The sequence below is a fragment of the Actinospica robiniae DSM 44927 genome (assembly GCF_000504285.1).
Lineage (GTDB): Bacteria > Actinomycetota > Actinomycetes > Streptomycetales > Catenulisporaceae > Actinospica > Actinospica robiniae.
In genome coordinates this window covers 3885832-3912296 of sequence record NZ_KI632511.1, presented here as the reverse complement: position 1 = coordinate 3912296, position 26465 = coordinate 3885832, and the positions used below count along the sequence as shown (strand labels likewise).

20 protein-coding genes are annotated in these 26465 nt (G+C 68.5%); 9 read left to right on the top strand and 11 right to left on the bottom strand.

Annotated features, from left to right (window positions below; all coding sequences use genetic code 11):
* Nucleotides 1-11 precede the first annotated feature (11 nt).
* The 4 genes from ACTRO_RS16550 to ACTRO_RS16535 all read left to right on the top strand — a co-directional run bounded on the left by ACTRO_RS16550 (nt 12) and on the right by ACTRO_RS16535 (nt 7511).
* Nucleotides 12-1367 (top strand): ABC transporter substrate-binding protein, encoded by a 1356-nt coding sequence (locus ACTRO_RS16550; RefSeq protein WP_157436287.1) that lies wholly within the window; start codon nt 12-14, stop codon nt 1365-1367.
* A 54-nt stretch (nt 1368-1421) separates the two neighbouring features.
* Nucleotides 1422-2489: a LacI family DNA-binding transcriptional regulator gene (locus ACTRO_RS16545; RefSeq protein WP_211244286.1), complete on the top strand. Its 1068-nt coding sequence runs from the start codon at nt 1422-1424 to the stop codon at nt 2487-2489.
* A gap of 219 nt (nt 2490-2708) precedes the next feature.
* A complete protein-coding gene (locus tag ACTRO_RS16540; protein WP_084316314.1) occupies nt 2709-5261 on the top strand; it encodes a CBM35 domain-containing protein in 2553 nt (850 codons plus the stop codon).
* A 93-nt stretch (nt 5262-5354) separates the two neighbouring features.
* Complete coding sequence (locus ACTRO_RS16535) at nt 5355-7511, top strand: glycoside hydrolase family 36 protein (protein ID WP_051450942.1); 2157 nt, start codon at nt 5355-5357, stop codon at nt 7509-7511.
* Nucleotides 7512-7585: 74 nt separating this feature from the next.
* On the opposite strand, the gene ACTRO_RS16530 is transcribed toward ACTRO_RS16535, so the two are convergent.
* On the bottom strand, nt 7586-8083 hold the full coding sequence (locus ACTRO_RS16530; protein WP_157436286.1) for a hypothetical protein: 498 nt from the start codon (nt 8081-8083) through the stop codon (nt 7586-7588).
* A 61-nt stretch (nt 8084-8144) separates the two neighbouring features.
* A complete protein-coding gene (locus ACTRO_RS16525) occupies nt 8145-8591 on the bottom strand; it encodes a hypothetical protein (RefSeq protein ID WP_034264007.1) in 447 nt (148 codons plus the stop codon).
* Nucleotides 8592-8786: 195 nt separating this feature from the next.
* Here ACTRO_RS16525 and ACTRO_RS16520 point away from each other — a divergent pair, with 195 nt between their 5' ends.
* Nucleotides 8787-9752 carry a LysR family transcriptional regulator gene (locus tag ACTRO_RS16520; protein ID WP_034264006.1) on the top strand — a complete coding sequence of 322 codons (966 nt, stop codon included), beginning with the start codon at nt 8787-8789 and terminating at the stop codon, nt 9750-9752.
* A gap of 89 nt (nt 9753-9841) precedes the next feature.
* On the opposite strand, the gene ACTRO_RS16515 is transcribed toward ACTRO_RS16520, so the two are convergent.
* From ACTRO_RS16515 to ACTRO_RS16500, 4 genes are read right to left on the bottom strand one after another with little or no spacing between them, the layout of a single operon-like run.
* Nucleotides 9842-11002, bottom strand: coding sequence for an enolase C-terminal domain-like protein (locus ACTRO_RS16515; RefSeq protein ID WP_034264004.1), 1161 nt, complete (start codon nt 11000-11002; stop codon nt 9842-9844).
* Nucleotides 11003-11036: 34 nt separating this feature from the next.
* The gene (locus ACTRO_RS16510) at nt 11037-12362 is read right to left on the bottom strand and encodes an ABC transporter substrate-binding protein (protein WP_034264003.1); all 1326 of its coding nucleotides are present in this window, start codon (nt 12360-12362) and stop codon (nt 11037-11039) included.
* 53 nt (nt 12363-12415) lie between these two features.
* Entirely contained in the window at nt 12416-13261 is an 846-nt protein-coding gene (locus ACTRO_RS16505; protein WP_034264001.1) for a carbohydrate ABC transporter permease, read from the bottom strand.
* Nucleotides 13258-14196, bottom strand: coding sequence for an ABC transporter permease subunit (locus tag ACTRO_RS16500; RefSeq protein WP_034264000.1), 939 nt, complete (start codon nt 14194-14196; stop codon nt 13258-13260). The genes ACTRO_RS16505 and ACTRO_RS16500 overlap by 4 nt, the downstream gene beginning before the upstream one ends.
* Nucleotides 14197-14482: 286 nt before the next feature.
* Between ACTRO_RS16500 and ACTRO_RS16495 the strand changes: the two genes are divergently transcribed.
* On the top strand, nt 14483-16924 hold the full coding sequence (locus ACTRO_RS16495) for a fibronectin type III domain-containing protein (protein WP_169739909.1): 2442 nt from the start codon (nt 14483-14485) through the stop codon (nt 16922-16924).
* A gap of 51 nt (nt 16925-16975) precedes the next feature.
* On the top strand, nt 16976-18619 hold the full coding sequence (locus tag ACTRO_RS16490; protein WP_051452406.1) for a PucR family transcriptional regulator: 1644 nt from the start codon (nt 16976-16978) through the stop codon (nt 18617-18619).
* Here ACTRO_RS16490 and ACTRO_RS16485 read toward each other — a convergent pair.
* The 4 genes from ACTRO_RS16485 to ACTRO_RS16470 are packed head-to-tail and all read right to left on the bottom strand — an operon-like array spanning nt 18607 to nt 23452.
* Entirely contained in the window at nt 18607-20142 is a 1536-nt protein-coding gene (locus ACTRO_RS16485; protein WP_034263997.1) for an NCS1 family nucleobase:cation symporter-1, read from the bottom strand. The two genes, ACTRO_RS16490 and ACTRO_RS16485, sit on opposite strands and share 13 nt — an antisense overlap.
* Nucleotides 20143-20174: 32 nt before the next feature.
* A complete protein-coding gene (locus ACTRO_RS16480) occupies nt 20175-21185 on the bottom strand; it encodes a TIGR03842 family LLM class F420-dependent oxidoreductase (protein WP_034263996.1) in 1011 nt (336 codons plus the stop codon).
* Between the two features lie 19 nt (nt 21186-21204).
* On the bottom strand, nt 21205-22602 hold the full coding sequence (gene hydA, locus ACTRO_RS16475) for a dihydropyrimidinase (protein WP_034263995.1): 1398 nt from the start codon (nt 22600-22602) through the stop codon (nt 21205-21207).
* 7 nt (nt 22603-22609) lie between these two features.
* Nucleotides 22610-23452 carry a nitrilase-related carbon-nitrogen hydrolase gene (locus ACTRO_RS16470; RefSeq protein WP_034263993.1) on the bottom strand — a complete coding sequence of 281 codons (843 nt, stop codon included), beginning with the start codon at nt 23450-23452 and terminating at the stop codon, nt 22610-22612.
* A gap of 454 nt (nt 23453-23906) precedes the next feature.
* Between ACTRO_RS16470 and ACTRO_RS16465 the strand changes: the two genes are divergently transcribed.
* The gene (locus ACTRO_RS16465; RefSeq protein ID WP_051450940.1) at nt 23907-24332 is read left to right on the top strand and encodes a DUF6176 family protein; all 426 of its coding nucleotides are present in this window, start codon (nt 23907-23909) and stop codon (nt 24330-24332) included.
* 240 nt (nt 24333-24572) lie between these two features.
* Here the strand turns inward: ACTRO_RS16465 and ACTRO_RS16460 are convergent, their stop codons facing one another.
* Nucleotides 24573-25427 (bottom strand): helix-turn-helix domain-containing protein, encoded by an 855-nt coding sequence (locus tag ACTRO_RS16460; protein ID WP_034263991.1) that lies wholly within the window; start codon nt 25425-25427, stop codon nt 24573-24575.
* A gap of 375 nt (nt 25428-25802) precedes the next feature.
* Between ACTRO_RS16460 and ACTRO_RS16455 the strand changes: the two genes are divergently transcribed.
* Nucleotides 25803-26183, top strand: a complete 381-nt coding sequence (locus ACTRO_RS16455) for a hypothetical protein (RefSeq protein WP_034263989.1) — start codon at nt 25803-25805, stop codon at nt 26181-26183.
* Nucleotides 26184-26465 lie beyond the last annotated feature (282 nt).

Sequence of the window (26465 nt, the reverse complement as noted above, 5' to 3'; positions counted from 1 at the left end):
ATCCGATTCCGATGTTCCGACGCGTCACCAGGAAGACACTCGCTCTCGCCACCGCCGCCGCTTCAGTGGCCGGGCTGACCTCCGCCTGTGGAGGATCTTCCGGTTCCTCCGGAGGAGTGGTCGACCTCACCTACATGATCTGGCAGACGAGCGAAGAGGCCGCCTACCAGCAGTCGATCAACGTGTTCGAGAAGGCGCACCCGGACATCCACGTCACCATCGATCTGGTGCCCTGGGCGCAGTACTGGGCGAAGCTGCAGACCTCGGCGGCCGGGCGGAACATGCCGGACCTGTTCTGGGACCACCTGGAATACCTGCCGCAGCTGGCGAAGGAAGGCATCATCACCAACATCGCCTCCGACGTGAAGTCTTCCAAGGTCGACCTGAGCCAGTACAGCTCGAAGCTGCTCGCCGAGTGGACCAACGGCAGCACGCTCTACGGCCTGCCGAAGGACTGGGACACCATCGCGACGATCTACAACGCGAAGGACCTGACCGCGGCCGGGATCACCCCGGCGCAGCTGGGTTCGCTCAGCTGGAACACCACCGACGGCGGCACCTTCGTGCAGGCGCTGCAGAAGCTGACGATCGACCAGAACGGCAAGCACCCGAATGAGGCCGGCTTCGACGCGAGCCACGTCAAGCAGTACGGCATCGCGCTCGAGGCCCCGAACGGCCAGCAGGACTGGTGGGACTTCGGCGTGGAGAACGGCTGCCAGCTGCAGGACAAGGCGTACGGCAACTGGACCGTTAGCTCGCCCGCGTGCGTCCAGGCGATGCAGTTCGAGCAGGACCTGATGTACAAGTGGCACGTCGCCGCGCCGGGCACGATCACGAACACCCCGAACGCCGCGGCGCTGCCGCAGATCCTGGCGCAGAACACCGCCGCCATCACCTTCGACGGCGACTGGGACCTGGACACCTACCAGAGCTCGCTGCCCGCGGGCAGCTGGGGTGTGGCCGCCCTGCCGACCGGCCCGGCCGGCAGCGGCACCGTGTTCAACGGCCTGAGCGACGCGATCTACGCCGGCACCAAGCACCCGCAGCAGGCCTGGGAGCTCGAGGAGTGGCTCGGCTCGGCCGCGTCGGAGAAGATCGTGACCGACTCGGGCACGGTCTGGGCGGCGATCCCCAGCCTGGACCCGGGCTTCATCACCGCGTGGAAGGCCAAGGGCATCGACGTCTCGGCCTTCTACCAGGGCTCCCAGGGCACGACCATCGGGTATCCACTGACCACCTCGGGTACCGCGTTCACCAACGTGGTGCTCAAGGACATGAACCAGGTCTGGCTCAACCAGATGACCCCGCAGGTGGCCGCGGGCGACATCACCACGGTGTCCAACGCAGCCGTCGCCAGCGGCAGCTAGCACGGGCAAATCGGGCGTTTGACAGCGCCTTATCAATGTTCGGAAGATATCCGAGTGACAGGGAGCGGTAACATCAACAGCGCAGCCTCGAGGACCGTGCCCGACCGCGGGCCGGCCGCCACCAGCATCTGGGAGGTGGCCCGCGCCGCCGGGGTCTCGCACCAGACCGTCTCCCGGGTGATCAACGGCAAGCCGCACGTCAAGGCCGAAACGCGGGCTCTGGTGCTGGCGACGATCGAGCAACTCGGCTTCACTCCGAACAAGGCCGCGCAGGCGCTGGCCGGCGGACCCGTGCGGGCCGTTACGGTGCTGACCACCAAGACGGCCGAGTACGGCTACGCTGCGGCGCTGCGCGGCATCGAGGAGGCGGCCCGCGCCGCGCGGTTCACGGTCGGTATCAGTGTGCTGGAACCTGATGCCGCGACCGGGACGCAGGACGTGATAGAGCGCTTGGCGGCCGGTCGGGCGGCCATCGTGATCGCGTTCGAAGCGGCGGGTGTGCGCGCGCTGGACGCGTTGCCGCAGGATCTCCCGGTGGTCGGTATCATCGAGCGGCCGGCGACCGGGAACCTGCCGGACGGCCGGCCGCAGGTGTGGATCGACGACCGCGAGGCCGCCTCCCGCGCAACCCGGCACCTGCTCGGCCTCGGCCACCAGACCGTGCACTACCTGTCCATCCCCTCCTCCACGCAGAAGCTCAGCCAGCGCACCCGGGGCTGGCGCGACGCTCTGACCGCGGCCGGGCGCCCGGTCCCGCAGCAGCACGCGGCCGACTGGACCCCGCGGTCCGGCTACCGCGCGGCGCGCGAACTGGTCGCCGACCCCGGGATCACCGCGATCCTCGCGGGCAATGACGATCTGGCTCTCGGCGTGCTGCGCGCGGCCCGCGAGGCCGGCCGGGACGTGCCCGGGGACCTGAGTGTCATCGGGTTCGACGACGCACCGCAGTCGGCGTACCTGGCACCGGCCCTCACCACGGTGCGGCTCGACTTCGAGGGGCTCGGCCGGGCGAGCTTCGGACTGCTGCACAACCTGCTCGAGCCCGCCAACCTCCAGCCGCCCGCGGCATGGGACGAGCCCGAGCTGATCCTGCGCGAAAGCAGCGGCCCGGCTCCGCGCTGATCCCAAGGTAGAACCCGTTCAGCGAGACCACGCAACCGCCGAACCGCCGTGGCTCGGTAGGCGCCCGTGCCCCTCGCGCATTTTGTTACCGCTAACTGTTGCGCGTCGTCTGCGCGCTCTAGACCTGCCCGCCGTGCAGTTCTCCGCGCCCTGCCCGGAGCGCGGCGGGTCGGATCCACCGAAGTTGCACCGCTCACCGAACGGAGCGAACAACCCACGATGAAGTCCATACGCGCAAAGGCGCGCGCCGTGGTCGCCGGAACGCTCGTCGCCGGCACGTCCTTCGCCGGCGCCCTGGCAACCGCCCCTGCCGCCTCCGCCGCCACATCCACCTTCACCGTCAACCTGGGCACCAGCACGGGCGCGGTGATGCACGGTGCGACCGGCGCCCTGTACGGGGTCTCGGACGCGGGCGTGCCGTCCGCGAACCTGATCACGCCGCTCAACGTCACCACCATCGCCCAGGGTCCGCCCGGGGACACCCAGCACCCCAACGGCGACGCCGGCAAGATCTCCTCGTCCTTCATGGCCGAGGACAGCAACGGCAAGATCCTGGTGTACCTGCAGGACTACTACTCGTCCTGGCCGTACCCGACCGAGACCCTGGCGTCCTACGAGTCCACGGTCAACACCATCATGGCCGCTCTCGCCGCGAGCCCGCAGAAGGCGGACTTCGAGATCGTGCCCTTCAACGAGCCGGACCAGCAGTGGTTCGACCTCGGCGGCGGCTCCAGCTACTACAGCAACTTCTACACCTGGTGGGACGCGCTGTACTCGGAGATCAGGTCGGACGACCCGGGCGCGGTGATCGTCGGGCCGAACGAGTCCGGGTTCGACTCCGCGTTCATGCCCGGCTTCCTGGCCCACGCCAAGGCCGCGGGCGACCTGCCGGGCCTGATCAGCTGGCACGAACTGGCCACCAGCAGCCTCGCGAACTTCGCCGGGCACTACTCCACCTACCGCGCGGATGAGACGGCGGCCGGGATCACCTCGCCGATCCCGATCGACATCGACGAGTACGGTACCGACCTGGACCTGTCCTCGCCGGGTCAGCTCGTGCAGTGGATCGCCATGTTCGAGAAGGCCAAGGTCTACGGCGACATGGCCTACTGGGATATCGCAGGCGACTTCGACGATCTCGTGACCGGCCAGAACACCCCGACCGGCGCGTACTGGCTGTACTACTGGTACGCCCGGATGACCGGCAACACCGTGGCGGTCACCCCGCCCTCGCCGAATACGGCGGACACGTTGCAGGGCGTGGCCTCGTACGACACGAGCAAGGATCAGGCCCAGGTCATCCTCGGCGGGTCCTCGGGCGCCGCGAACACCGTCATCAACGGCATCTCCTCGAGCGTGTTCGGCTCCAACGTGACCGCGACGGTCGAGGAGACCGACTGGTCCGGCTTCGCCGGTGCCGGCGCGACGCCGCGGGTGATCTCGCGGAGCACGTACTCGACCTCGTCCGGCTCGATCACCGTGCCGCTGACGACCATGAACGCGATGTCGGCGTATCGCATCGTGCTGACCCCGGCGAACACCACCAGCGTGACCCAGCCGACTGTGCCGTCCAGTTCCACGTATTACGCGGCCAATGCCTCGATCACGGCCGGCACCGTGTACACGCAGGGCGGCTATGCGACCGCCGACGGCAAGGACGTCGGCGCGCTGAATGCCTCCAACAGCGCGGTGACCTTCACAGTGGCCACCCCCACATCAGGGTCCTACAACCTCGCGATCTACTACGGGAACCAGACCGGCACCTATGCGCAGCAGGCGCTGAGCATCGACGGCGTGGCCAAGCAGTTCGTCAACTATCCGGCCACCCTCAGCTGGCTGTGGCGCAGCTACGTCACCGTGCCGGTCACGCTCACGGCTGGGACTCACACGATCACGCTCGCCGTGTCGAACGCGACGCTGGGGACATCGATCGGCCAGGTCACGCTGGACCAGATCGTCCTCACCGCGGCCTCGTCGGCCACGACCGGTTACGAGTCGACCCTCGGCCGTACCTCCGGCACCGTCACCTACAACTACGCGGCCTCGGACGGAACCGGCGAGGGCACGCTCGACCTCGCTTCCGGCGCCGCCTCGACCGTCGACGTCTACGCTCCTTCGAACGGCTTCTACCCGACCACCATCCGCTACTCCGCCAACAGCGGCAGCAGCCTGATGCTGACCGCGAACGGCGAACCGGTGGCCGGATCCTCGCTGCCGTCCACCTCCGGCTCGATCTCCACCGCCACCGCGTCGGTGTACCTGCAGGCCGGGCTCAACCCGGTCACGGTCACCGCGTCCGGCACGGGATCGGTGCAGGACGTCTTCGTCGCGGCATCGCCCAGCGGCACCGGGACGACGTATGAGGCGGAAAGCTCGGCCAACACCCTCGGCGGCACCGCGGTCGTCACAAGCGACACGTGGGCCTCGGGCGGCAAATACGTCGGGTACATCGGCGACGGATCGGCCAACACGCTCACGTTCAAGAACGTCACCGCGTCGAGCGCGGGCACGTACATGCTCGTCATCGGGTACTCGAACGACGACACGGCCGGATCGGGCAACTACAACTCGAACATCGAGTCGCGCTGGTCTCAGATCTCGGTCAACGGCGGCGTCGCGACCACGGAGGTGTTCGCCAACACCTTCAGCTGGGACAGCTTCCGTACCGTCGCCATCCCGGTGACGCTCGCGGCCGGCAGCAACACGATCGAATTCAGCAACTCGACCGGCTACGTCCCGAACATCGACTACATCCAGCTGGCGCAGCTGTAGCGCCCGCCGCACACTCCCGCTCCCGCCGCCGGCCGTGCCCGCCGGCGGGAGCGGGCACCACCTTCGAGATCGAAAGCGACGGACTCACCGGTCATGATCATCACCCACGGGGATGCCCTCGAGCTGGACCTGCACTGCACCGCCGGTGAGCCGCCACGTCTGGCCGCGGTGCGGCTCGGCGACGAGCAGACGCTGCTGGCGGCCGAGAGTTCGGACCCGGAAACCCGCATACTCCTGCCCTTGTCGCACATCGAACTCGCCGGCCACTCCCGCGAGCGGACCAGCAGCAAGCGCCACATCGGCGGCGCGGTCTCCGGGCGTCTGGCCTACCTCTCCCACACGGTCGTCGCCTCCGGCGACACCCGGATCCTGGAGATCACCTCGCACGACCCGGTCAGCGATCTGACCGTGGTCGCCTGCCTCGAACAGCGCTCCGGCGTCGCCGCGGTGCGCGGCTGGACCCGGGTCACCGCCGGCGCACAGCCTGTCGTGCTGCTGCACGCCACTTCCCTGCTCGTGCCCGGCGCCCTGCCCGTGGACACCGGCGCGCTGTGGGAGGAGCGGCTGAGCGTCTGGGATGCGGCCAACCCGTGGTGCGGTGAAGGCCGCTGGCGCCGCGCAAGCCTCGCCGAGCGCGGACTGACCGTCACCGACCGCCCCGACGCACGCAACCGCGTGGCGCTCTCGAGCACCGGATCGTGGTCCTCCTCGGAACACCTGCCGATGGGCGCACTCACCGACGAGCACACCGGTCGCGCCCTGGTGTGGCAGATCGAGCACAACGGTTCGTGGGCCTGGGAGATCGGCGACACCTACGACGCGGTCTACCTCGGTCTGTCCGGCCCTTGCGACGCGGAGAACCAGTGGTCGACGGCTCTCGGCCCGGGGGAGTGCTTCACCACGGTGCCGGTCACCCTCGCAGCTTCCGCCCTGGGGCTCGAGGGCGCGGTCGGAGAGCTGACGCGGCACCGGCGCCTGACTCGCAGGCCGCACGCCGACCATGAGAACCTGCCGATCATCTTCAACGACTACATGAACTGCCTGAGCGGCGACCCCAGCACCGAGCGGTTGTCCCCCCTCGTGGAGGCCGCGGCCAAGGCAGGCTCGGAGTACTTCGTCATCGACGCCGGCTGGTACGACGACACCGACGGCTGGTGGGACAGCGTCGGGGCCTGGCAACCCTCGACGCACCGCTTTCCGGGGGGTCTGCGGGAGGTGACGGACCTCGTGCGCGAACGCGGTATGACACCAGGTCTCTGGCTCGAGCCCGAGGTTGTGGGCGTGCGCAGCCCCCTTGCCCAGACACTGCCCGACGAGGCGTTCTTCCAGCGTGCCGGGCATCGCCTGACCGAGCGCGGCCGCCATCAGTTGGATCTGCGGCACCCGGCCGCCCGCGCCCACCTGAACGAGACCATCGAGCGCCTCGTCGACGACTTCGGCCTCGGATACTTCAAGTTCGACTACAACATCGAGATCGGCCCCGGAACCGACCGCGACACGCACAGCGCGGGAGACGGTCTGCTCGGCCACAACCGCGCATATCTCGCGTGGCTCGATGAACTGCTCGAGCGCCATCCGGGCCTCGTCATCGAAAGCTGCGCTTCCGGAGGCATGCGAACCGACCACGCCATGCTCGCCACCGCCCAGCTGCACTCGATCACCGACCAGACCGACTTCCGCCTGCTTCCCGCCATCACTGCGGCGGCGCCCATGGCCGTCGCTCCTGAACAGGGGGCGATGTGGACCTATCCGGTGCCTGAGATGACGGACCGCGAGACAGCCTTCAACCTCGCCGGCGCCCTGCTCGGCCGGGTGCATCTGAGCGGGCGGCTCGACCTGCTGCGCCCGAGCCAGGAAGCGCTGGTTCTCGAAGCGCTCACGGTCTACCGCGAGTTGCGCCGGCATCTGCCGACCGCGGTGCCGCACTGGCCGCTCGGATTGCCCGCCTGGCGCGACGGCTGGGTCTCGCTAGCCCTCGAGGTGGATGCGGCCGAAGCCGCCGGATACGTCCTCGTCTGGCGCCGCGACGGCGAGCAGGAGCTGGCTGAACTGCCGTTGGCGTGGATCGGTGCGGCGGACCGCCGGGCGAAGGTCGTCTTTCCGGCATCGAGCGCCGAGGAAGGCGAGACGAGTGCCGTGTGGGACCAGAGCGCGAGTTCGCTCACCGTCGCGCTCCAGCCGTGGAGCGCCGCGCTCGTCAAGCTCACCGGATCCGCCGAGCCCCAGACCGGCGTCACCGGTCGACACTGACGCCCCGGTCCGGCAGTGGCAGCGGGACCGGGGCGTTCTGCGGCTGATGCGGTGCTAAGCGACCCGTGTCGGGGTCATGTGATCTCCGATGGGGCGGTGGCAGGGATCCGGGCGGGGGAGCTACTGGACCGCCCCAGGCGTTGGGCCGCGAGCGGGCCGGCGAACACCGCCGCGTAGATCAAGTAGATCCAGGGGAACTGGCCGACATAGAAGTCGCGCGGACTCAACGAGATCGGGTTGGGAATCAGCACGAAGAACACGAAGTCGACGGGCAGGGCCAGCAGCAGCCAAGTGCAGGCGAGCGCCCTCGCGTGCTCCTTGGTGCGCAGCGGCTGCGGGATCCGGGCGAAGTACAACGCGGCGAATCCGGTCCACACGGCGAGGTTCACCACCGGATCGAACTTCTCCGAGAGCAGGTACGCCTTGTCCTGCAGAGGGTGTGCCGTGCCAGGGTCGTGCTGGATCGCGCCGATCACGATCGAGAGCAGGGTGCACAGGATGGTGACGGAGGCGTAGGCGGCGAGGAACATGCAGGCTGAGCTGCGGCGGCGAAGTACGGCCGTGGGTCTCAACTAAATCAACTCCTTGGCTTTTAGTGATTTTCATTCGGTACATGCAGGCTACTGATAACGCTCAATGCGCTCGTGCTCTGGCGTGCAGGACCCTTCGCTGGACCGTGAAGGTGACCGCGTAGTAGAGCAACATCGTCGATGCACCCACGTCGCCGACGGCATTGCCGCCGGCCAGCTTGTCGTAGCCCAAGTGCATCGCCGCGGGAACGATCCACAGCAGCACGGTGAGCGCAGTGCCCTGTCTCATGACCGTGCCGTCTTGGGTCCAGATCCGGACCGTCGGCGCTCGCGCGGCTCCGGAGACCGCGGCGAGGACCAGGCTTCCGCCCAGCGCGGATGCGATCGCGGCCGGATGCCCGCGGTGGCTGCGCAGATACTGGCTGAACTCCACGATGCCGACAACCGTGAGGATGAGCGGGACCCGGTGGCCTTCACGGAGCGGGCGGACCGAGACCTGGCGGAAGATCAGCAGAGCGAGTACCGCGGCGCCGATGATGAGGCTGACCATGACGTCTCCTGTGCGGGGTTGGGATTCGCGCGCCGTGAGCGCAAGAGGTCCGCGTAGACGGCTACCGGCAGCACACCAGCGTCCGCGGGAGCGGTCCAACAGAATGTCGTCCCCGGCATCAACGAACAGTTGTCGACCAAGGTGGGCGCGCTATCTGGACTTGACGTTCGGCCTTGACCGCCGGATCGTTGACGCGTGGATTTGGACCTCGCGCAAGTGCGCGCGTTCGCCGCCGTGGCCGAGCACCGCCACTTCGGCCGCGCTGCGGCGGAGCTGAACTTGTCTCAGCAAGCGCTGTCCAAGCGGATTCAGCGGCTTGAGCGGATCATCGGCGAGGTGCTGCTCGAACGTGCGCCAACCGGTGTATCGCTGACCGAGGCGGGGGAGCTGTTCCTCCCGCACGCGCAGCAGTCACTCGCGGCTGCCGACGCCGCCACGGCGGCGATGCGGGGGACCCGCCGCCCGGTCAGAGTGGATACGTGGGGCCAGCCGCACCCGCCGATGACCCGGCTCGCGGAGACGATGGCGGCCATACCAGAGGTCAACATCGAGGTCAGCAACCGGCGGAGCCTACCGCTGGCATTGCGAGCCCTGCTGCACGGCGAGCTCGATCTCGCCTTCGGCCGGGTACACGACCTCGAGCGAGCCTGGCCGCCGGAACTGTCCCGGCAGCTTGTCGAACTGAGCCGGATGGGCGTGCTCCTCAGCGGCCGCAGTCCTCTCGCCGACCGTCAGGCCCTGCGCCCGGCCGACCTGGTCGGGCATCGAGTCTGGGCGCCGGCGCAGGGTAGCTCGCCGGAGTTCGCCGGCTGGTGGCGCCGGGCCGCCGAATTTCTCGACATGGAGCGGGAGACCGGCGGCCGCAACATCGGCCTCGCCCAGGCGATCGCCGACATCAACTCCGATCCGGCCAGGGTGGCCCTGCTGCCGGTCCAGATGGTGCTGACCGAGGAGCCGGGTGTGGCCGCGATCATTCCGCTGACCGATCCAGCCCTCCTGTTCGGTTGGTCGATGATCTGGCGGGCGGGTGAGCGCAACCGCGACGTCATGTACCTGATCCGCAAGCTCGCCGAGATGAGCCGAGGGCGGGCATGGGCGTCGTTCCGCCCTGGGCTCGACTGGTTACCGCAACCCGATCTCGAGGACCTCGACGGGGAGTGAACGCGTGCTTGTGGCATCGAGGTTGTCGTCGAGCTGCGCCCGCGCGGTCGCATCGCGCGGCCGCACCGCCGGCCCGCCCGTCTTCAGGGCTACCAGGATGCGATGGTATGAGCCTTGATATAGTCGAGGTCGAAGTCGTCGCCCAGTCCCGGCTGCGGCGGCAGCGTCACGAAGCCGTCGTCATCCATGGCGTCGACGATCGTGTGCAGGTGCGGCGGAGGCTCGTCGAAGTCGACGTGCGGGTGCAGCAGTCCACGTTCGTACCAGCGGTAGTTGAGGCAGGAGCCCGCCAGCGCGAGGTTGGCGGAGCCGTTGCCGTGGACCTCGCAGTCCATGTTGAACGCTTCGGCCAAGTGCAGCGTCCGCACGGCGGGCGTGATGCCGCCGACGTCGGTCACTCCGGTGCGCAGGATGTCGCAGGCTCCGGTGCTGGCCCACTCGGCGCGGGTGAAGTTCTTTCCCCCGCTGGTCTCCGGCCCGATGACGGGGATCTCGAGTCGGTCGGCGAGCCAGCGGTAGGAGGCGATGGAAGCTTCGTCCATCGGCTCCTCGAACCAGTAGTAGTCGAGCTCTTGCAGGGCGCGCCCCAGCCGGAGCGCTTCGGTGCGCGAGTACCAGTGGTAGGCGTCCAGCATGAGGTCGACGCCCGGGCCGACCGCGTCGCGCACTGCGGCGCAGGCTTCGATGTCCCGGTCGACCGAGGGCGCCCGGGGGATCGGCGGCATCCACGTGTGCAGTTTGACGGCGCGGTAGCCGCGATCGACCAGGGCCCGGGCGAACGCGGCGAAGTCGTCGGGGGTCGCCAGGCCGCCCGGGATCTCGTCGCCGCACATGGTGGACCCGTAGGCGGAGATCCGCTCGCGCGCTCCGCCGAGCAGCTTCCACACCGGCAGCCCCAGGCGGCGGCCGGCGAGGTCCCACAGGGCGCAGTCGGCGAGGCCGAGCGCGCGGTCGGTCAGGCTGCCGCCGGCGCCGCGCTGCCTGCGGGCGAGAGCGGCCCAGAGGCGTTCGCGCGCGAACGGGTCCTGGCCCAGCAACGCGGGCCGGAGGTACCGGTCCAGCACGCTTTCGCGCACGTGGTCCGGCTGGCCGAGTACCCGCCCGGCCGCGCCGTCGGTATCCGTGATGGTCAGCAGGGCTTCGTGGACTTCGTGCGCGCCGCTCGGATGGCGATGGCCGTGGGAGTCGACGGCGGTCTTCGCGACGGTGGTGAAGACCGCCACTTCGATGCTCAAGATGGTCGCGGACAAGGCTTCTCCTCCCGGCCCGGTGTCGGTTCCGGTGTCAGTGCTTCGATTTCCACTGCTTCTCGGCGGTCGTGAGCGCGTCCGCGATGGTCTTGGCGAAGTCGGCTGCGCTCATCCGACCGAGCAGCACCTTCTGGAAGTCCGGTTCGGCCAGGGTCTTGGTGATCTGCGAGTACTGCGGCAGGTAGACCGGCGGCTGCACGATCGTGGTGGACGAGCTGTTGAGCAGGTCGCCGGCCTGCTTGGTGATGCCGGAGCTCTGATACCAGGCGTCCGCGTAGGCCTGGGTGTTGGCCGGGATCTGGCCCACCTGCTGATTCCAGTAGCTGTCCGCGGCGTGCGAGTCGAGGAACTGGATGAACTGCCACGCCGCCGCCTGGTGCGCGCTGTTCTTGAAGATGCCGAAGCCTGAGACCGGGTTGGCCAGGATGGTGTGCCGGCCGCTGGGGCCGACCGGCAGCATCATGCCCGCCACCTTCGTGCCGAGCGCCTTCTTCACCTGGCCGGTGGTGCCGAGGTTGTGGTGCACCATGTCCACTTCGCCGCCGGTGAACTGCGCGACCATTGCCGGATAGGCGTTGTCCACGTCGGCCTCGGGCGTGGTCTTCTTGTACTGCTGCGCGACCATCTGGATGAACGCCACGTTCGCCGGCGAGTCGACCGTGGAGTTGCCGTTCGCGTCGAACATCTGGGTGACGCCGGAGTACGCGTAGGCCTCGGCCAGGATCTGGAAGCCCGAGCCGGACCCGCCGCGGATGGTCCAGCCGTACTGGTCCTTGCCCGGATCGGTGAGCTTGGCCGCGTCCGCGAACAGGTCGCTCCAGGTCGCCGGCGCGCTCAGCCCGGCGGCCTGGAAGCGGTCGGTGCGGTACCAGATGACGTCCTGGTTGCCCGAGGTCGGCATCATGTAGAGATTCCCGCCGCCGCCGGCCGATTTCGCCGTGGCCAGGAACGCCGGGGATATCTGGCCCTTGATCGTGCTGCCCGCGTACGGGGAGTCGAGCGGGATCAGGGCGCCCTGGGCGACGATCGTGCTCATCACGGAGGTGGAGAAGCGGCCGACGTCGGGGGTGACGCCGCCGGCGATGGCCGTGTTGTACTTCTGCGCTACGTCGGCGCTGGGGATTCCGGTGTACTGGACCGTGATGCTCGGGTTCGCGGCTTCGAACTCGGTGATCAGCTTCTGGTAGTAGGGGGTGCTGGTCGGTCCGGCGTTGTCGTCCCAGAACGTCAGCGCGATGTGGCCGCCGGTCTGTTGGGCGGTCGCGCCGGACGAGGAGCCGCAGGCATCGGCGCACAGGAGCGCGGCGGCGACCGCGGCGCCGAGGGCGGCCGAGCGCAGGAGGCGGGTTGATCGGGGCACGGGGTCCTACCTTTCGGGGGGAGGCGGGCGAGGCGGGCGCGGGACCGGCGGGCTCAGCCCTTGACGGCGCCGGCGGACAGGCCCTGCACCAGGAAGCGCTGGACGACGGCGAAGACGAGCACGACGGGGACGGCCGCGACCACGCCGCCCGCGGCCAGCGCGCCGAAGTCGACGGTGTTCTCGCCGATGGTGCTGGACAGGCCGACCGGAATGGTCTGCTTCGTCGGGTCGTCCAGGAACATCAGCGCGAACAGGAAGTTGTTCCAGGCACCGATGAAGGCGAACGAGCCGACCGCGACGATGCCGGGGCGCAGCAGCGGCAGCACGACCGCGAGGAAGGCGCGGATCCGGCCGCAGCCGTCGACCATCGCCGACTCCTCCAGCTCCATCGGCACGTTCCGGATGAAACCGCTCATCAGGATCATCGCCAGCGGCAGCTGGAAGGTGGTCTCGGCGATGATCACGCTCCAGCGCGAGTCGATCAGGCCGAGCGACTTGAAGACGGTGAACAAGGGGATCAGCATCATCGCGCCGGGCACGAACTGCGTGCACAGCAGCATGAGGATGAACGCCTTGCGGCCGGCGAACCGGAAGCGGGCGAGGGCGTAGCCGCCCATGAGCGCGACCACGGTGACGAACAGCAGGGTGATGACGGCGATCAGGACACTGTTGCGGACGAACACCGAGTAGCCCAGCGTGTCCCAGACCGTGACGAAGTTGCGCCGCGTGAGCGGCCAGGGCACCAGCGAGGTCGAGCCGTCGGGCCGCACTGCGAACAGCAGCATCCAGTAGAACGGCACGATCGTGAAGAGCGTGTACGCGGCGAGCGGGACGAACAGGCGCAGCATCCGCCCGTCGGAGCGTCGCCGGCGGGTGGTGCGCACGGCGGCGGCGCTCATCGTTCCTCGCCGAATTTACTCAGCCTCAGATAGACGATGCAGAAGAACAAGAGGATGACGAAAGCCGCGGTTGTGAGGGCGGATCCGTACCCGAAGTCGTACGAATTGCGCGCGGTCTGAGCGACGTAGAGCGGCAGGGTGGTGGTCTGGCCCGCCGGGCCTCCGCCGGTGAGCGTGTAGAGCAGGTCGACGTTGTTGAACTCCCACACTCCGCGGAGCAGGGTGGCGAGCACGACGGCGTCGCGCAGGTGGGGGAGCGTCACGTGGACGAATCGCCGGGTGCGCCCGGCGCCGTCCACGGATGAGGCCTCGTACAGCTCCTTCGGGATGGACTGCAGATCGGCCAGCAGGAGGATCGCGAAGAACGGGACCCCGCGCCACAGCTCGGCCAGGACCGCGGCCCATACGACGGTCGAGGGATCGCTGAGCACCGCGGTGCTCGGGCTGCCGACGCCGAGCCGGGAGAGATAGTGCAGGACGCCGGTCGCGGGGTTGTAGAGCAGCAGCCAGATACTGGTGGTCAGCACGCCGGAGACGGCCCAGGGCGAGAAGACCAGCGCTCGGGCGACGGACCGCCCGACGAAGGTCTCGTTGAGCATCAACGCGAGGGCCAGCCCGAGGGCGAGCTGCAGCGCGACCTCCAGCACGACCCACTTTCCGGTGAAGGCCAGGCTGCTCCAGAACGTCGAGTCGTGCAGCAGGCGGCGGAAGTTGTCCAGCCCGGCGAATCCGTTGTCCCAGGGCTCGGTGGGGTTGTCGTGCCGAAGGCTGTCGTAGAGGACGGTGCCGATCGGGAAGAGCAGGAAGGTGCCGAGCAGCGCCAGGGTGGGGGCGATCAGCGTGTAGGGCGCGAGCCGTCGGCGCAGCAGCCGAGCGCCGCCGCGGCGAGGGCGGCCCGGCTCGTTCGGCGGCGTGTCCGCGGGGGCGGTCGTCATGCCGGTATCGGCAAGAGCCACGGCCGGCTGCCTCCCTTCTCACCGAGCACGCGAACGAACAACATAGCTATGAACAGCGTTCATATATGTGGACACGGTAAGCAGCTCCTGACGGGGTGTCAACCCCTCGCGCCGCGTCCGCGGCGAGATTCGTGGACTGAGACGCTCGCGCCCGCCGGGCTGTTGACGACCGCCGGATGCGTCTCTAACCTCGCAGCCACATGCTCGTCCACGCATATGATCCTTGTTCAGTTACCTGAACATGCGACCGAGGGAGGCACTGAGTGTGACCACCGCGCCATCTTCACCCGCCCGCCGCGGGAGGATTCGCCGCCGCGCCATCGCCGTCCTCGCCGTCTGCGCCACGCTGGCCACGGCCGTCGTGCCCGCCGCTGTGGCCTCCCAACCAGCGGGCTCAGGTCACCTACCGACGGCGCCCCGCGGGGTGCGGATTCCGGCGCTGGCCTTCGACGATCACAGCGTGAGCCTGGTGTGGAACGCGCCGGACGACCGTGCCGATGTCGCCGGCTACCACGTCTACGAAAATGACGCTTACATCGGAACCGCGGGCCAGGACTCGGTTTCCGCGGCGCAGCCTTTCATCGACGCCTTCTACGCGGACCCGGCCGACGGCGGGCAGACCCGCACCCTCCCGCACGCCTACACCGTCGAGGGGCTCAACCCGAGCACGCGCTACCGGTTCACGGTCCGCGCGGTGGACGCGGCCGGGCACGAGTCGGCGGACAGCGCCGTCGTGGTTCAGACGACGACCGCCTCGCCGCGCGTCTTCGACGTGCGCGATTACGGCGCCGTGGGCGACGGCACCACCCTGGACACCAAGGCCATCCAGGCCGCGATCGACGCCGCCACGCCGGGCAGCGAGGTCCTGCTCGCCGACGGGGTGTACAAGAGCGGCGCGCTCTGGCTCAAGAGCGACCTCACCTTCGACGTCGCGACCGGCGCCACGCTGCTGGGCTCCGAGAACGCGGCCGACTACCCCTTCGGCTTCCAGCTGTACGAGTACTCCACCGACCCCCGCTACCACAGCCTGCTGAACGCGCAGACCTGGGACTACGGCTCCCTGCACGACATCCGGATCACCGGCGGCGGCACCATCGACGGAAACGGCTGGGTGCAGCAGGGCCTTGACGCGCAGGGCTTCCCGATCTCGGCGCCCAGCAGCTCCGCCACGGTGAGCACGAACGGCATCCTGGCGAAGTCCGAGGTGGCCGCGGCCACCGCGATCGGCGACGCCGGCGCCTACAGCACCCGCTCGAACCTGATCACGCTGCGCGGTGTGCACAACGCCTACATCGGCGGCATCAACGCGATCGATCCGGCCTTCCACACCATCGCCAGCCTGCACAGCTCCAACGTAACGCTCGCGAACGACCGGCTGACCACGTACAACATCAACAACGGCGACGGCATCGACTTCGCCCACGGCAGCGGCCTGACCATCTTCGGCACCGTCTTCGACACCGGCGACGACGCGGTGAACTTCGCCGCCGGCCTCGGCGCCCAGGCCCCGCCGGACGGTCCGACCGGCGGCGCCTGGATCTTCGACGACTACTTCCGCAACGCCCACGGCGCCGTCGCCTTCGGCAGCCACACCGGAGCCTGGATCCAGAACGTCCTCGCGGAGGATGACGTCATCGACGGCTCCCAGTACGGACTGCGGATGAAGACCGTCCCGCAGAACGGCGGGGGAGTGCGCGAGGTGACCTTCCGCGACAACGCGCTCAGGAACATCACCGTGCAAGCCTTCTCGTTCACTGCAAATTACAACGACCCGAACGCCTTCATCACCGTCGAACCGGCGAGCGACCCGGCGTACTTCACCGAAGTCGACGTCGACCACGTGACCGTGGACGGGGCCGGTACGCAGTCGATCGAGGTGCTCGGACTTCCGGGCGACCAGGACACCCGGCTGCACTTCTCGGACGTGACGTTCCTCAACGCCACGCCCGCGTCGCTGAGCTATCTCAAGGACAGCAGCTTCCAGAACGTCGTGTACCGGAACACGCTCGACCCCTGGCAGATCACGAATTCCAGTGGTCTGGCATTCACCGGCACCACCACGGCGACGACCACGACGCAGGACGCCGGCGGCGTTCCGGTCTGGCCGCGCGGGGCGAGCTTGACCGCCGCGGCGTCCGCCACGTCGGTGGACCTGGCCTGGCCCGCGGCGAGCGACAACGTCGGGATATCGAACTACGGCGCGTACGTCGACGGAGCCCTCGCGGCCACGTATCCGGGGACGGCCACCAGCGGTGAGGTCACCGGCCTCGCTCCGGACCGGGTGCACAGCATCAGGATCACGGCACTCGACGCGACCGGGAACGCCGTCGGCGGACCCGCCACGACGGTGCGCACCACCGGCGCTCCCGACACGACGGCGCCGACGGCTCCGGCCGGGACCACCGCCTTCGCGGCGGTCTCCGGCGACACCGGCGCCACCTGGGCCGAGGTCGCGTGGACCGCGGCGACGGACGATTACGGCATCGGCCGTTACGAGCTCTACCAGGACGGCCGCCTGATAGCCAGGCTCGCGCGCGCCACGTCGCAGTACACGCCGACGGGCCTGTCGCCCGGCACCGCCTACACCTTCCGTCTCAAGGCCGTCGACACCTCTGGCAACGCGGCCTGGTACCCGGTCACGGTGACGCTCACCACCGCGCCCGCGGTCACGATCAATCCCATTCCCACGGCCTGTTGCGTCACGTGAGGTCGGGGACACACCCGTGACCCCTTGGCCACCCCGGCCTATACTCACCAGATGTTGACCGTGCGTGACGTGCTCGGGCTCGACCTGGTCGCGTCCTTCGGCCCGGAGGCGGTCGCGGGGGCTGCGGGTCTGGACCGGCCGGTGCGCTGGGTGCACGTGGCAGAGGCGCTGGACGTCGGTGTGATGCTCTCCGGCGGCGAGATCGTGCTGACCACCGGCCTGCTGCTGGCGGACGATCCGAAGGCACAGGTCGGCTACGTCGAGGCGATGCACGGGGCCGACGTCGCCGCCGTCGTGCTCGGCCTGGGCCGCGCGTTCTCCACCACACCGCCCACGATGCGCCGCGCTGCCGAGCAGCGCGGCGTGCCGCTGATCGTGCTGCACCGGCCCGCGCCCTTCGCCAGGTTCACCGAGGAGGTGAACGCGCGGCTGCTCAACGAGCGCTTCGCCGCCGTGGACCTGTCCGACCGGCTGCGCTCGGCGCTGGCCGCGCTGAACCTCTCCGGCGCCTCACTGCAAGGCCTGCTCGACGAGGTCGCGGCGTTCGCGGGCTGCCCGGTCATGTTGGTGAACCTGGCGCAGCGGGTGCTGGCCACGGCCGGAGACCGTGGCGCACTCGGCGAGCTGATGCGTGACTGGGGACGGGTGTCCCGGCAGGTCGCCGCACTCGCCGTGCCTTCCGCGCAGGCCCCGGCAGCCTCGCCCACCTCAAGGGCGGGCGCCGGGGCGACGACGGCCGGTCCGGACGGCTGGATCATCGCGCCGCTCCAGGCACGGGGCACGCAGTGGGCCAGGCTGCTGCTTTTCGGCTACCCGGGCACGCCGGCCGAGGGCCGGATGATCGCCGACCGCGCGGCCGAGGCGCTCGCCGTGCACCGGCTCGTCGGCGGCGGCGTGCACCTCGCGCACGATGGGCTCGAGGGCGAAGCGGCGCAGGCCATACTCGCCGACCTGGCGTCCGGCTCCGTGCGCCCGGACCAGCTCCTTCCCCGTGTCCGCGCCCTCGGCCTGCCGGTGAACCGCCGCACCTTCGTCCCGCTGATCATCAGGTCGCTGACCGGTGGCGGCGAAGCAATGGACCTGCTCTTCCGCCGCGCGCTCGCCGAGGAGGGCCTCGCCGGACTGGCCGGCTGGTACGCCGCCGACGACCTGGCCGTGCTCGTCAGCCTGCCGCGTGATCAGAACACGAGCACGGCAGTGGATCGACTGGTGCTCAAGGCCGGCGAGCACGCCGCGGGACGGGGCCGCAAGTTCGTGGTCGGCGCCGGGGCGGACTGCGCCACCCTGGACGAATTGCCGCGCTCGTTCGCCGAGGCGCTGCACGTCGCCGACGCCGCGATGGCAGATCCGCCCGCCGGTCCGGTCGCCCGGCTACGGGACGTGCGCCTGCGTGGCCTCGTCCGTCTGCTGCGCGACGAACCCGAACTCCAGGCCTTCATCGAACGCGAACTCGGCCTGCTCTTCGCCGAGACGGAGCTCCTGGACGTGCTGCGCAGTTACCTGCGTTCCGGCCGCAACAAGTCCCTCGCCGCGCAGGAGCACCACTTCTCGCGCCCCGCGCTCTACCGCAGGCTGCACAGCATCGAGACGCTGCTCGGCGTGGATCTCGACGACTGGGACCAGATCGTCTCACTCTACGTGGCGATCCTGGCCTACGACGCCCAGCAGACTTCCGGCGCCGGTCAGGAGGAGTAAGCCTTCGGCGGAGCCAGCTTGGTCAGCGCGATGTAGAGCACGAACGCCGCCCCGAGGCCGACCGCCCAGCCGTAGTCGGCCAGCGGCTGCAGGAACGGGATCAGGCCCTTTGCGGGGAACGGGCCCTGCTTCACCCCGTCGACCACCGACGAGTACGAACCGCCGACCGCGAGCAGGCCGCCGACCACGAACGACACGACCGCGCGCCAGTTCCAGCCCCCGTTGTACCAGTACCTGCCCGAGGGTCGGTAGAGCTCATCGAGTGCGAGCCGGGTGCGGCGCAGCACCCAGTAGTCCGCGATGAGAATGCCCGCGACCGTGCCGAGCAGGCCGCCGACGGTGCCCAGCCAGGTGAAGATGTACGTGTTCGGGTTCGAGTACAGCTTCCACGGCAGGATCACCACGCCGATCACGCCGGTGATCAGCGCGCCGGTGCGGAAACCGACCAGCTTCGGCAGCAGGTTGGAGAAGTCGTAGGCCGGACTGACCACGTTCGCGGCGATGTTCACCGAGAGCGTCGCGATCAGTACGACGAAGAGGCCGATCAGCGTGCCCGCGACGTTGTCCAGTCTGGTCAGCAGCTGGACCGGATCCCAGATCGGCGTACCGAACAGGGCCTGCGATCCGGAGGTGACCAGGACCGCGAGCAGCGAGAAGAGCGTCATCGTGGTCGGCAGGCCGAGCGCCTGGCCACGCGCCTGGGCGCGCTGGCTGCCGCCGAAGCGGGTGAAGTCCGGGATGTTCAGCGAGAGCGTGGACCAGAACCCGATCATGCCCATCAGCGAGGGGAAGAAGATCTTCCAGAAGCCCGAGCCCCAGCCCAGCTTCGAGGGCTGGCTCAGCAGCGGGCCCATCCCGCCCGCCTTGATGCCGACCCAGGCGAGCAGGCCGATCGCGCCGACGAGCACGAGCGGCGCGGCCCAGTTCTCGAAGCGCCGTAGCGTGTCCATGCCGCGCACGATCACGATGACCTGGATGATCCAGAACACCGCGAATGAGAGCCACTCGGTCCACGGCTGGCCGCCGACCACGCTCGCGTCGGCCCACCAGTGGCCGAAGGCCTTGCCGCCCAGTGCGAAGATGGCGCCGCCGCCGATCCAGGTCTGGATGCCGAACCACACGCACGCCACCAGCGCGCGGATGACCGCCGGCAGGTTGGCGCCGCGCAGGCCGAACGAGGCACGCGCGAACACCGGGAAGGGGATGCCGTAGCGGGTGCCCGCGTGTCCGTTGAGGATCACCGGAGCGAGCACGATCAGGTTGGCGAGGGCGATGGTGAGCACGGACTGCTTCCAGTCCATGCCGAGCGCGACCAGCCCGGAGGCGAGCGTCCAGGTCGCGATGTTGTGCGACATGCCGACCCAGAGCGCGAGGAAGTTGTACGTGTTCCAGCGGCGCTTGGCGACGGGGACCGGTATCAGGTCGGGATTGGCGAAGCGGGCGTCGTCCAGCACGACTCCCTCGGCCAGGTCTATTCGGCCTTGTTCACCCGGGGTAGCGGTGGGCGGGGCGGTTGCGGACATGGGGAGGGCCACCTCGTCTCTAAGAGTTCTGATCAGCTCAGTGCCGGTATCACTTCGTCCGCGTAGCGCTCGACGACCTCGTCGATGGCGTCGTGCATGGCATAGATCGCTACCTGGTCCACGCCGAGCGACTTGAGCTGCTCGAGTTTCTCGACGTGTGCCTCGACCGGACCGACGAGGCAGAACCGCTGGACGATCTCGTCCGGCACGAACGCCGTGTCCGGGTTCCCGGCGCGGCCGTGATGGGAGTAGTCGTACTTCTCCCGGGCCTTGATATAGGCGGTCAGCTCGACCGGAACCATGTCGGAGGTCTCGCCGTAGCGGGAGACGAGGTCGGCGACGTGGTTGCCGACCATGCCGCCGAACCACCGGCACTGGTCGAGGGCGTGCGCGTACGTCTCGGGACCCCCGTCGCTCACGTAGGCGGGCGCCGCGACGCAGATCTTGACGCTCGCCGGATCGCGGCCCGCGTCCGCGGCGGCCTGGCGCACGGCCTTGATCATCCACTCCGTCAGGAACGGATCGGCCAGTTGGAGGATGTAGCCGTCGGCCTGGCGGCCCGTCAGTTCCAGCGCTTTCGGGCCGTAGGCGGCCATCCAGATCGGCAGGCTGCCGTCCCCGACCCACGGGATGCGCATGCTGGTGCCGCCGAACTCGGCCTCGCGTCCCTCGGCGAGGTCCTTGATGACACGCATCGCCTCGCCGAGTTGCGCGAGCGTGGCGGGCCTGCGGCCGGCGACGCGCATCGCCGAGTCACCCCGGCCGATTCCGCAGATCGTCCGATTGCCGTACATCTCGTTGAGTGTCGCGAAGGTCGAGGCGGTGACCTCCCAGGTGCGCGTGCCCGGGTTGGTCACCATCGGCCCGACGACCAGCCGCTCGGTGTGCTGCAGGACGCGGCTGTAGATGACGAACGGCTCCTGCCACAGCACGGCCGAGTCGAAGGTCCAGCCGTGGGTGAACCCGAGCCGTTCGGCTCGCACCATCCGGTCCACGAGCAGCTTGGCGGGCGGGTCGTTCTGCAGCACCAGACCGAAATCCATGTTCGTTCCCTCCGTGACGTCAGGTCAGGTACTGGCAGGTCGAGCGCGACGTGTAGCGGCCGTGGCCGGTCTGCCCGAGGAACTTCTCGTCGTCGATGACCACCCGGCCTCGGCTGAGCACGGTCTTGGAGTGTCCGGCGACGGTCTTCCCCTCGTACGCGGAGTAGTCCACGTTCATGTGGTGTGTGGCGGCGGACATCGTGTAGGAGCCGCGCGGGTCGTAGAGCACGATGTCGGCATCCGCGCCGGGCGCGATCGTCCCCTTCTTCGGGTAGAGCCCGAACATCCGGGCCGGGGTCGCGCAGGCGAGCTCGATCCAGCGGCGGCGGCTGATGTGGCCGTCGACGACCGCCTGATGCAGCAGATCCATGCGGTTCTCGACGCCGGGCATTCCGTTGGGGATCTTGGAGAAGTCGCCGCGGCCGAGTTCCTTCTGCCCGACGAAGCAGAACGGGCAGTGGTCGGTGGAGATGACGGACAGGTCGTCTCCGCGCAGCGCCCGCCACAGCGACTCCTGGTGCTCGTCCGGCCGCAGCGGCGTGGAGCAGACGTACTTCGCGCCCTCGAAGCCGGGCTTCGCGAGGTCGTCGGTCGAACAGAACAGATACTGCGGACAGGTCTCGCCGAACACGTTGAGCCCCAAGTCACGAGCCCTGGTCAGCTCGGCCACGGCTTCCGCCGCCGAGACGTGCACGACGTACAGCGGCGCGCCCGCGACCCGGGCGAGCTGAATCGCGCGGTAGGTGGCCTCGGATTCGAGCAGGGCCTTGCGGACCTCGCCGTGGTAGCGAGGATCGGTCTTGCCCTGCGCGAGCGCCTGCTCGACGAGCACGTCGATCGCGATGCCGTTCTCGGCGTGCATCATGATCAGGCCGCCGTTCTCGGCGCCGCGCTGCATGGCGCGCAGGATCTTGCCGTCGTCGCTGTAGAAGACGCCGGGGTAGGCCATGAACAGCTTGAAGCTGGACACGCCTTCGTCGACGAGGGCGTCCATCTCCTTGAGCGAGTCCTCGGTGACGTCGGCCATGATCATGTGGAAGGCGTAGTCGATGGCGCACTGGCCCTCGGCCTTCGCGTGCCAGGTGTCCAGCCCCTCGCGCAGCGACTTGCCGACGGACTGGACCGCGAAGTCCACGATCGTCGTCGTGCCGCCCCATGCCGCGGCGCGCGATCCGGTCTCGAAGGTGTCGGACGCAGCCGTGCCGCCGAACGGCAGCTCCATGTGCGTGTGCGCGTCGACACCGCCCGGAATGACGTACAGCCCGGCCGCATCGAGCACCGTGTCGGCGGTCCAGCCCTCGGCCACCGCGCTACCCGTCGCCGCGACCGCGGCCACTTTCTCGTCCTCGATCAGCACATCCGCGTTCAGCTCGTCCGACGCGGTGATGACCAGGCCGTTCTTTATCAATGTACGCATGATCGGATCAGGCCTCCGTCAGCGGCCCGTAGGCCTCCGGGCGCCGGTCGCGGTAGAAGGCCCATTGCCGGCGCACCTCCTCGATCAGACCCATGTCGAGATCGCGCACGACGAGCTCCTCGACCTTGTCCGAGGCCACGTCGCCGACGAACTGCCCGCGCGGGTCCACGAAGTAGCTGCTGCCGTAGAAGTCGTTGTCGCCGTACTCCTCGACACCGACGCGGTTGATCGCGGCCACGAAGTACTCGTTGGCCACGGCCGCAGAGGGCTGCTCCAGCTGCCACAGGTACGCCGAGAGTCCACGGCTCGTGGCGGAGGGGTTGTAGACGATCTCCGCGCCGTGCAGGCCGAGCGCGCGCCAGCCCTCGGGGAAGTGACGGTCGTAGCAGATATAGACGCCGACCCGGCCGACCGCGGTGTCGAACACCGGCCAACCGAGGTTCCCCGGCTTGAAGTAGTACTTCTCCCAGAAACCCTTGACCTGCGGAATGTGGTGCTTGCGGTACTTGCCGAGGTAGCTGCCGTCCGCGTCGATCACGGCCGCGGTGTTGTAGTAGAACCCTGCCGACTCGAGCTCGTAGAGCGGCAGCACGATGACGATGCCGAGTTCCTTGGCCAGCGCCTGGAACCGCTTCGTCGTCGGGCCGTCCGGGATCGCCTCGGCCCACTTGTGGTGCTCCGCCTCTTGCACCTGGCAGAAGTACGGAGCGTTGAACACCTCCTGGAAGCCGATGATCTGCGCCCCCTGCGCGGCCGCCTCCCGCGCCGCCTTCTCGTGTGCCGAGATCATCGTCTCGACCTCACCGGTCCACGTCGTCTGGAACAGGGCTGCTCGTATCACTCGGCTCATCGCGTCAGCACTCCTTGGAACTCGGGAGCGGGCTTTGGAATGCTTGAACCATAGGAGAGCGTCGAAGGCGTATCGAGTGCCGCGCTGTAACGCCCTGAGCTCTCGGCCGTTCCACGATGTCACGACCGGTGCCCGCATGATTACCTGTGTCACCGGCGGGAAAACCGCCATCGTGGCCGCCGCGTCGGACAGCGCTGCGGCCTGGGAGTGTGACTCAGCTCCCTTGTTTGAGGCGCTCCGTCCGGGCTCCCGGAAGCATCTTCGTCAGTGGTGGCGATCCGCGTCTCGCGCGGCCCTGAGGCCTCGGGCCCGTCGCGATCGAGGGAGGGTTCTGATCAAGCCGGCCGGCTGGCCCGCTGAGCTGGCCGGTTGCGGTCGTGCGGGGCCGTGTGGCGCGGCTGGTTGTCGCACCTGACAGGTGTAGCGCGCTCGGGGTGTGGGAGACTGCCGGGCCATGAGCGCTGAGCGTCCCGCCAGTATCCCGCAGGGCCTGGTGGTGGAGTTGTCTCGAGCCAAGGTGAAGCCCGGTGCCGAGGCTGAGGCCGACCGGTGGATGCGGATGCTCAACGACCGGCTCGACGAGTGTGTCGCGACACTCGATAGCGAACGGATGGCGATCGAGATCGTGTTCCGTCTGCGCGAGGACGGTGCGGAGTACCTGTACTGGGTGACGGTCAAGGGGCAGGACGGTGCGGGGCTGGATACCGACCGGCCGATCGATCGCGATCATGTCGAGGCGGCCCTGCGGGTGAAGGAGCCGGGCTGGGTGGAGGCGCAGCCGCAGGTTCTGATGCTTCCGGATCCGGTGCGCGAGGCGGTGCTGGCGTGGGCGCTGCGCGGTACCGAGGAGACTGCTGCGGCCCCGCCATCGGATGGATGACCAGTCCAGATCGCGGTCCGTGTACACGAAGATGCCGCCCGCGTCGGCACCTCGCCATGCCCTCGAACCAACCACACCAACCAGCCACGACAAGCCGACTCAGAGCGCTAACTCACACGTCTACTGAAAGACGGAGGCTAGGACTGGAGCGCCAAGACGCCGCGCTCGCCCTCCCGACCGTCCGAGTGGGCTGACACGTCGATCGCCGCCGTCTGTGAGTGCGGGATAGGCGTTGAGTCGTTACCGGTATGACTCCTGTACTTTCCGAATCAGGTCGGCGCTCGCATCCTGCCCAAGCGCCTTCGACTCGAGTCGTTGGAAGACGGCGTTGTAGGTCTCACGTCTCAGCGCGTCGTCGTGGCTGATCACGTCATCTTCAGCGCCTTCGAGAAAGACGACGTCGTTATCCTCGTCGGCGAGTTGCAGGAGGACGACCGATCCGCTCAACGCGGGGTGTGCGCCTGCGGTGTACGGAAGAACGCGCACGGTGGTCTGCGGGGACTGCATGCACTGGAGCAGGTGGCCGAGTTGTTCGGTCATCACCGCTGGCCCCCCGACCTGCAGGTGGAGTGCTGCTTCGGCAACGATGAAGTGAGTGACGACTTCATTGTCTTCGCGAAGCAGAGCCTGCCGTTTGACGAGCAGATCCACGAGGCGGTCGCGCTTGGCCTGGTCCACTATGGTTTCGGCGCGCAGGGCGCGCGCGTAGCCATCCGTCTGCAATAGCGCCGTGATGATCGTCGGGCTGAAAGCACGGATCGATCTAGCACCTGCCTCATGGGAGAGCAGCTCGGCGAACTGGGGACGGATCAACTCGTGGAACTCGTACCACCAAGGCTTCCTCCGACTTGCGCGGGCTGCGGCGACCAGGCCGGCAACCGTGTTCGCATCGTCGACTCCGTACAGCGAAAGCATCGCCTTGAGATCAGTGATCGAGATGGTGTTGGTGCCGTTCTCGATGCGAATGACCTTGGATAGCGACCAGTCCAGTTGGTCGGCGACGTCCTGCTGCGTCCGGCCGGCTTGTGCCCGTGCATCCTTCAGTCCGTTACGCACCTGCCGACGGTGCAGTCCTGGGTCGTCCTTGAGCACCATTCGCGCCATCCTCTGCCCGTTTATCAGAGTGCCATGTGTCAGATCGCTCATGGCTGAAGGCCATATTACTACCAGCCAGTAGCTATCTGCTGCATGCGCTCATCCATGTGGCATCACCATGCTAGCCTGGATCCTCGGCAGCCGAGACTGGCCTCCCCACAGTCAACCACTGCCGGCCTGTGCAGGGGCTTTTCCGTACCCACAGCGCACGTCCACGGGATAGCGAAGTCAGTTGGCACAGCTCCGAAGGGGCGCTTGATGTCGCCGATGCGGGACAGTTGGAAAAACTTCATACCCCAAAGCGCCGCAGCCGGGAACCAGGTTGCGGCGCCCGGCGCATCGGCCGCTGGTACTGGCGGACGCCCCTGGGCCGATATGGCGACGATCTTGAAAGCCATCAAGAGCGACGAGGAGAAGTCCCGTGTGCTTGAGCTCTGGAAGGCAGCGGCAGAACACGAGGTCAAGCTGATACAGGCCCGGAACGAGGCGGATGCAAGGCTCATCAGGGTCGCCGGCCAGGTGCTCGCCCAGGTTCTCCGGATGCTCGCCCTGGTTCTCGCGGTCGGTGCGGCGGCGAGCCTGGCGGTTCTGTACATCGTCCACAGCAGCCACGTGAGCCTGAACCTCAAGTCCTCCGGCCCGTGGGTGCAGCTCGGCGGCTACGGATGCTCGGCTGTGCTCGTCTGCTACGGGTGCTTCAGAGCCCTCTACAAGCGGCTCGCCAAGGGTCGATCGTCACAGAGCGCTAACCCCTGATACCGCGGGCGCCTGAGCGGTGCTGCTGTGCCCGGCGCCGCTCGAGGCGCAGCGTGGCCGGCACCGCCAGCACTCCTCCGAGAGCCGCCAGCACAAGAGTGGCGAAGAACCACACTCCGCCTGGCGATTGCGGCTGAACCAGCGCTGCGACAGCCAAGCCGCCGACCGTGGCCATCCCGCCGACGCAGATGGAGTAGGCGGCGAATCGTGGCCCTCCGTCGGTCGAATCGCTTCCCGCGATCTCGCCACGAGGCTGTTCGGCGGGCACGAGCGTTTCGAGTG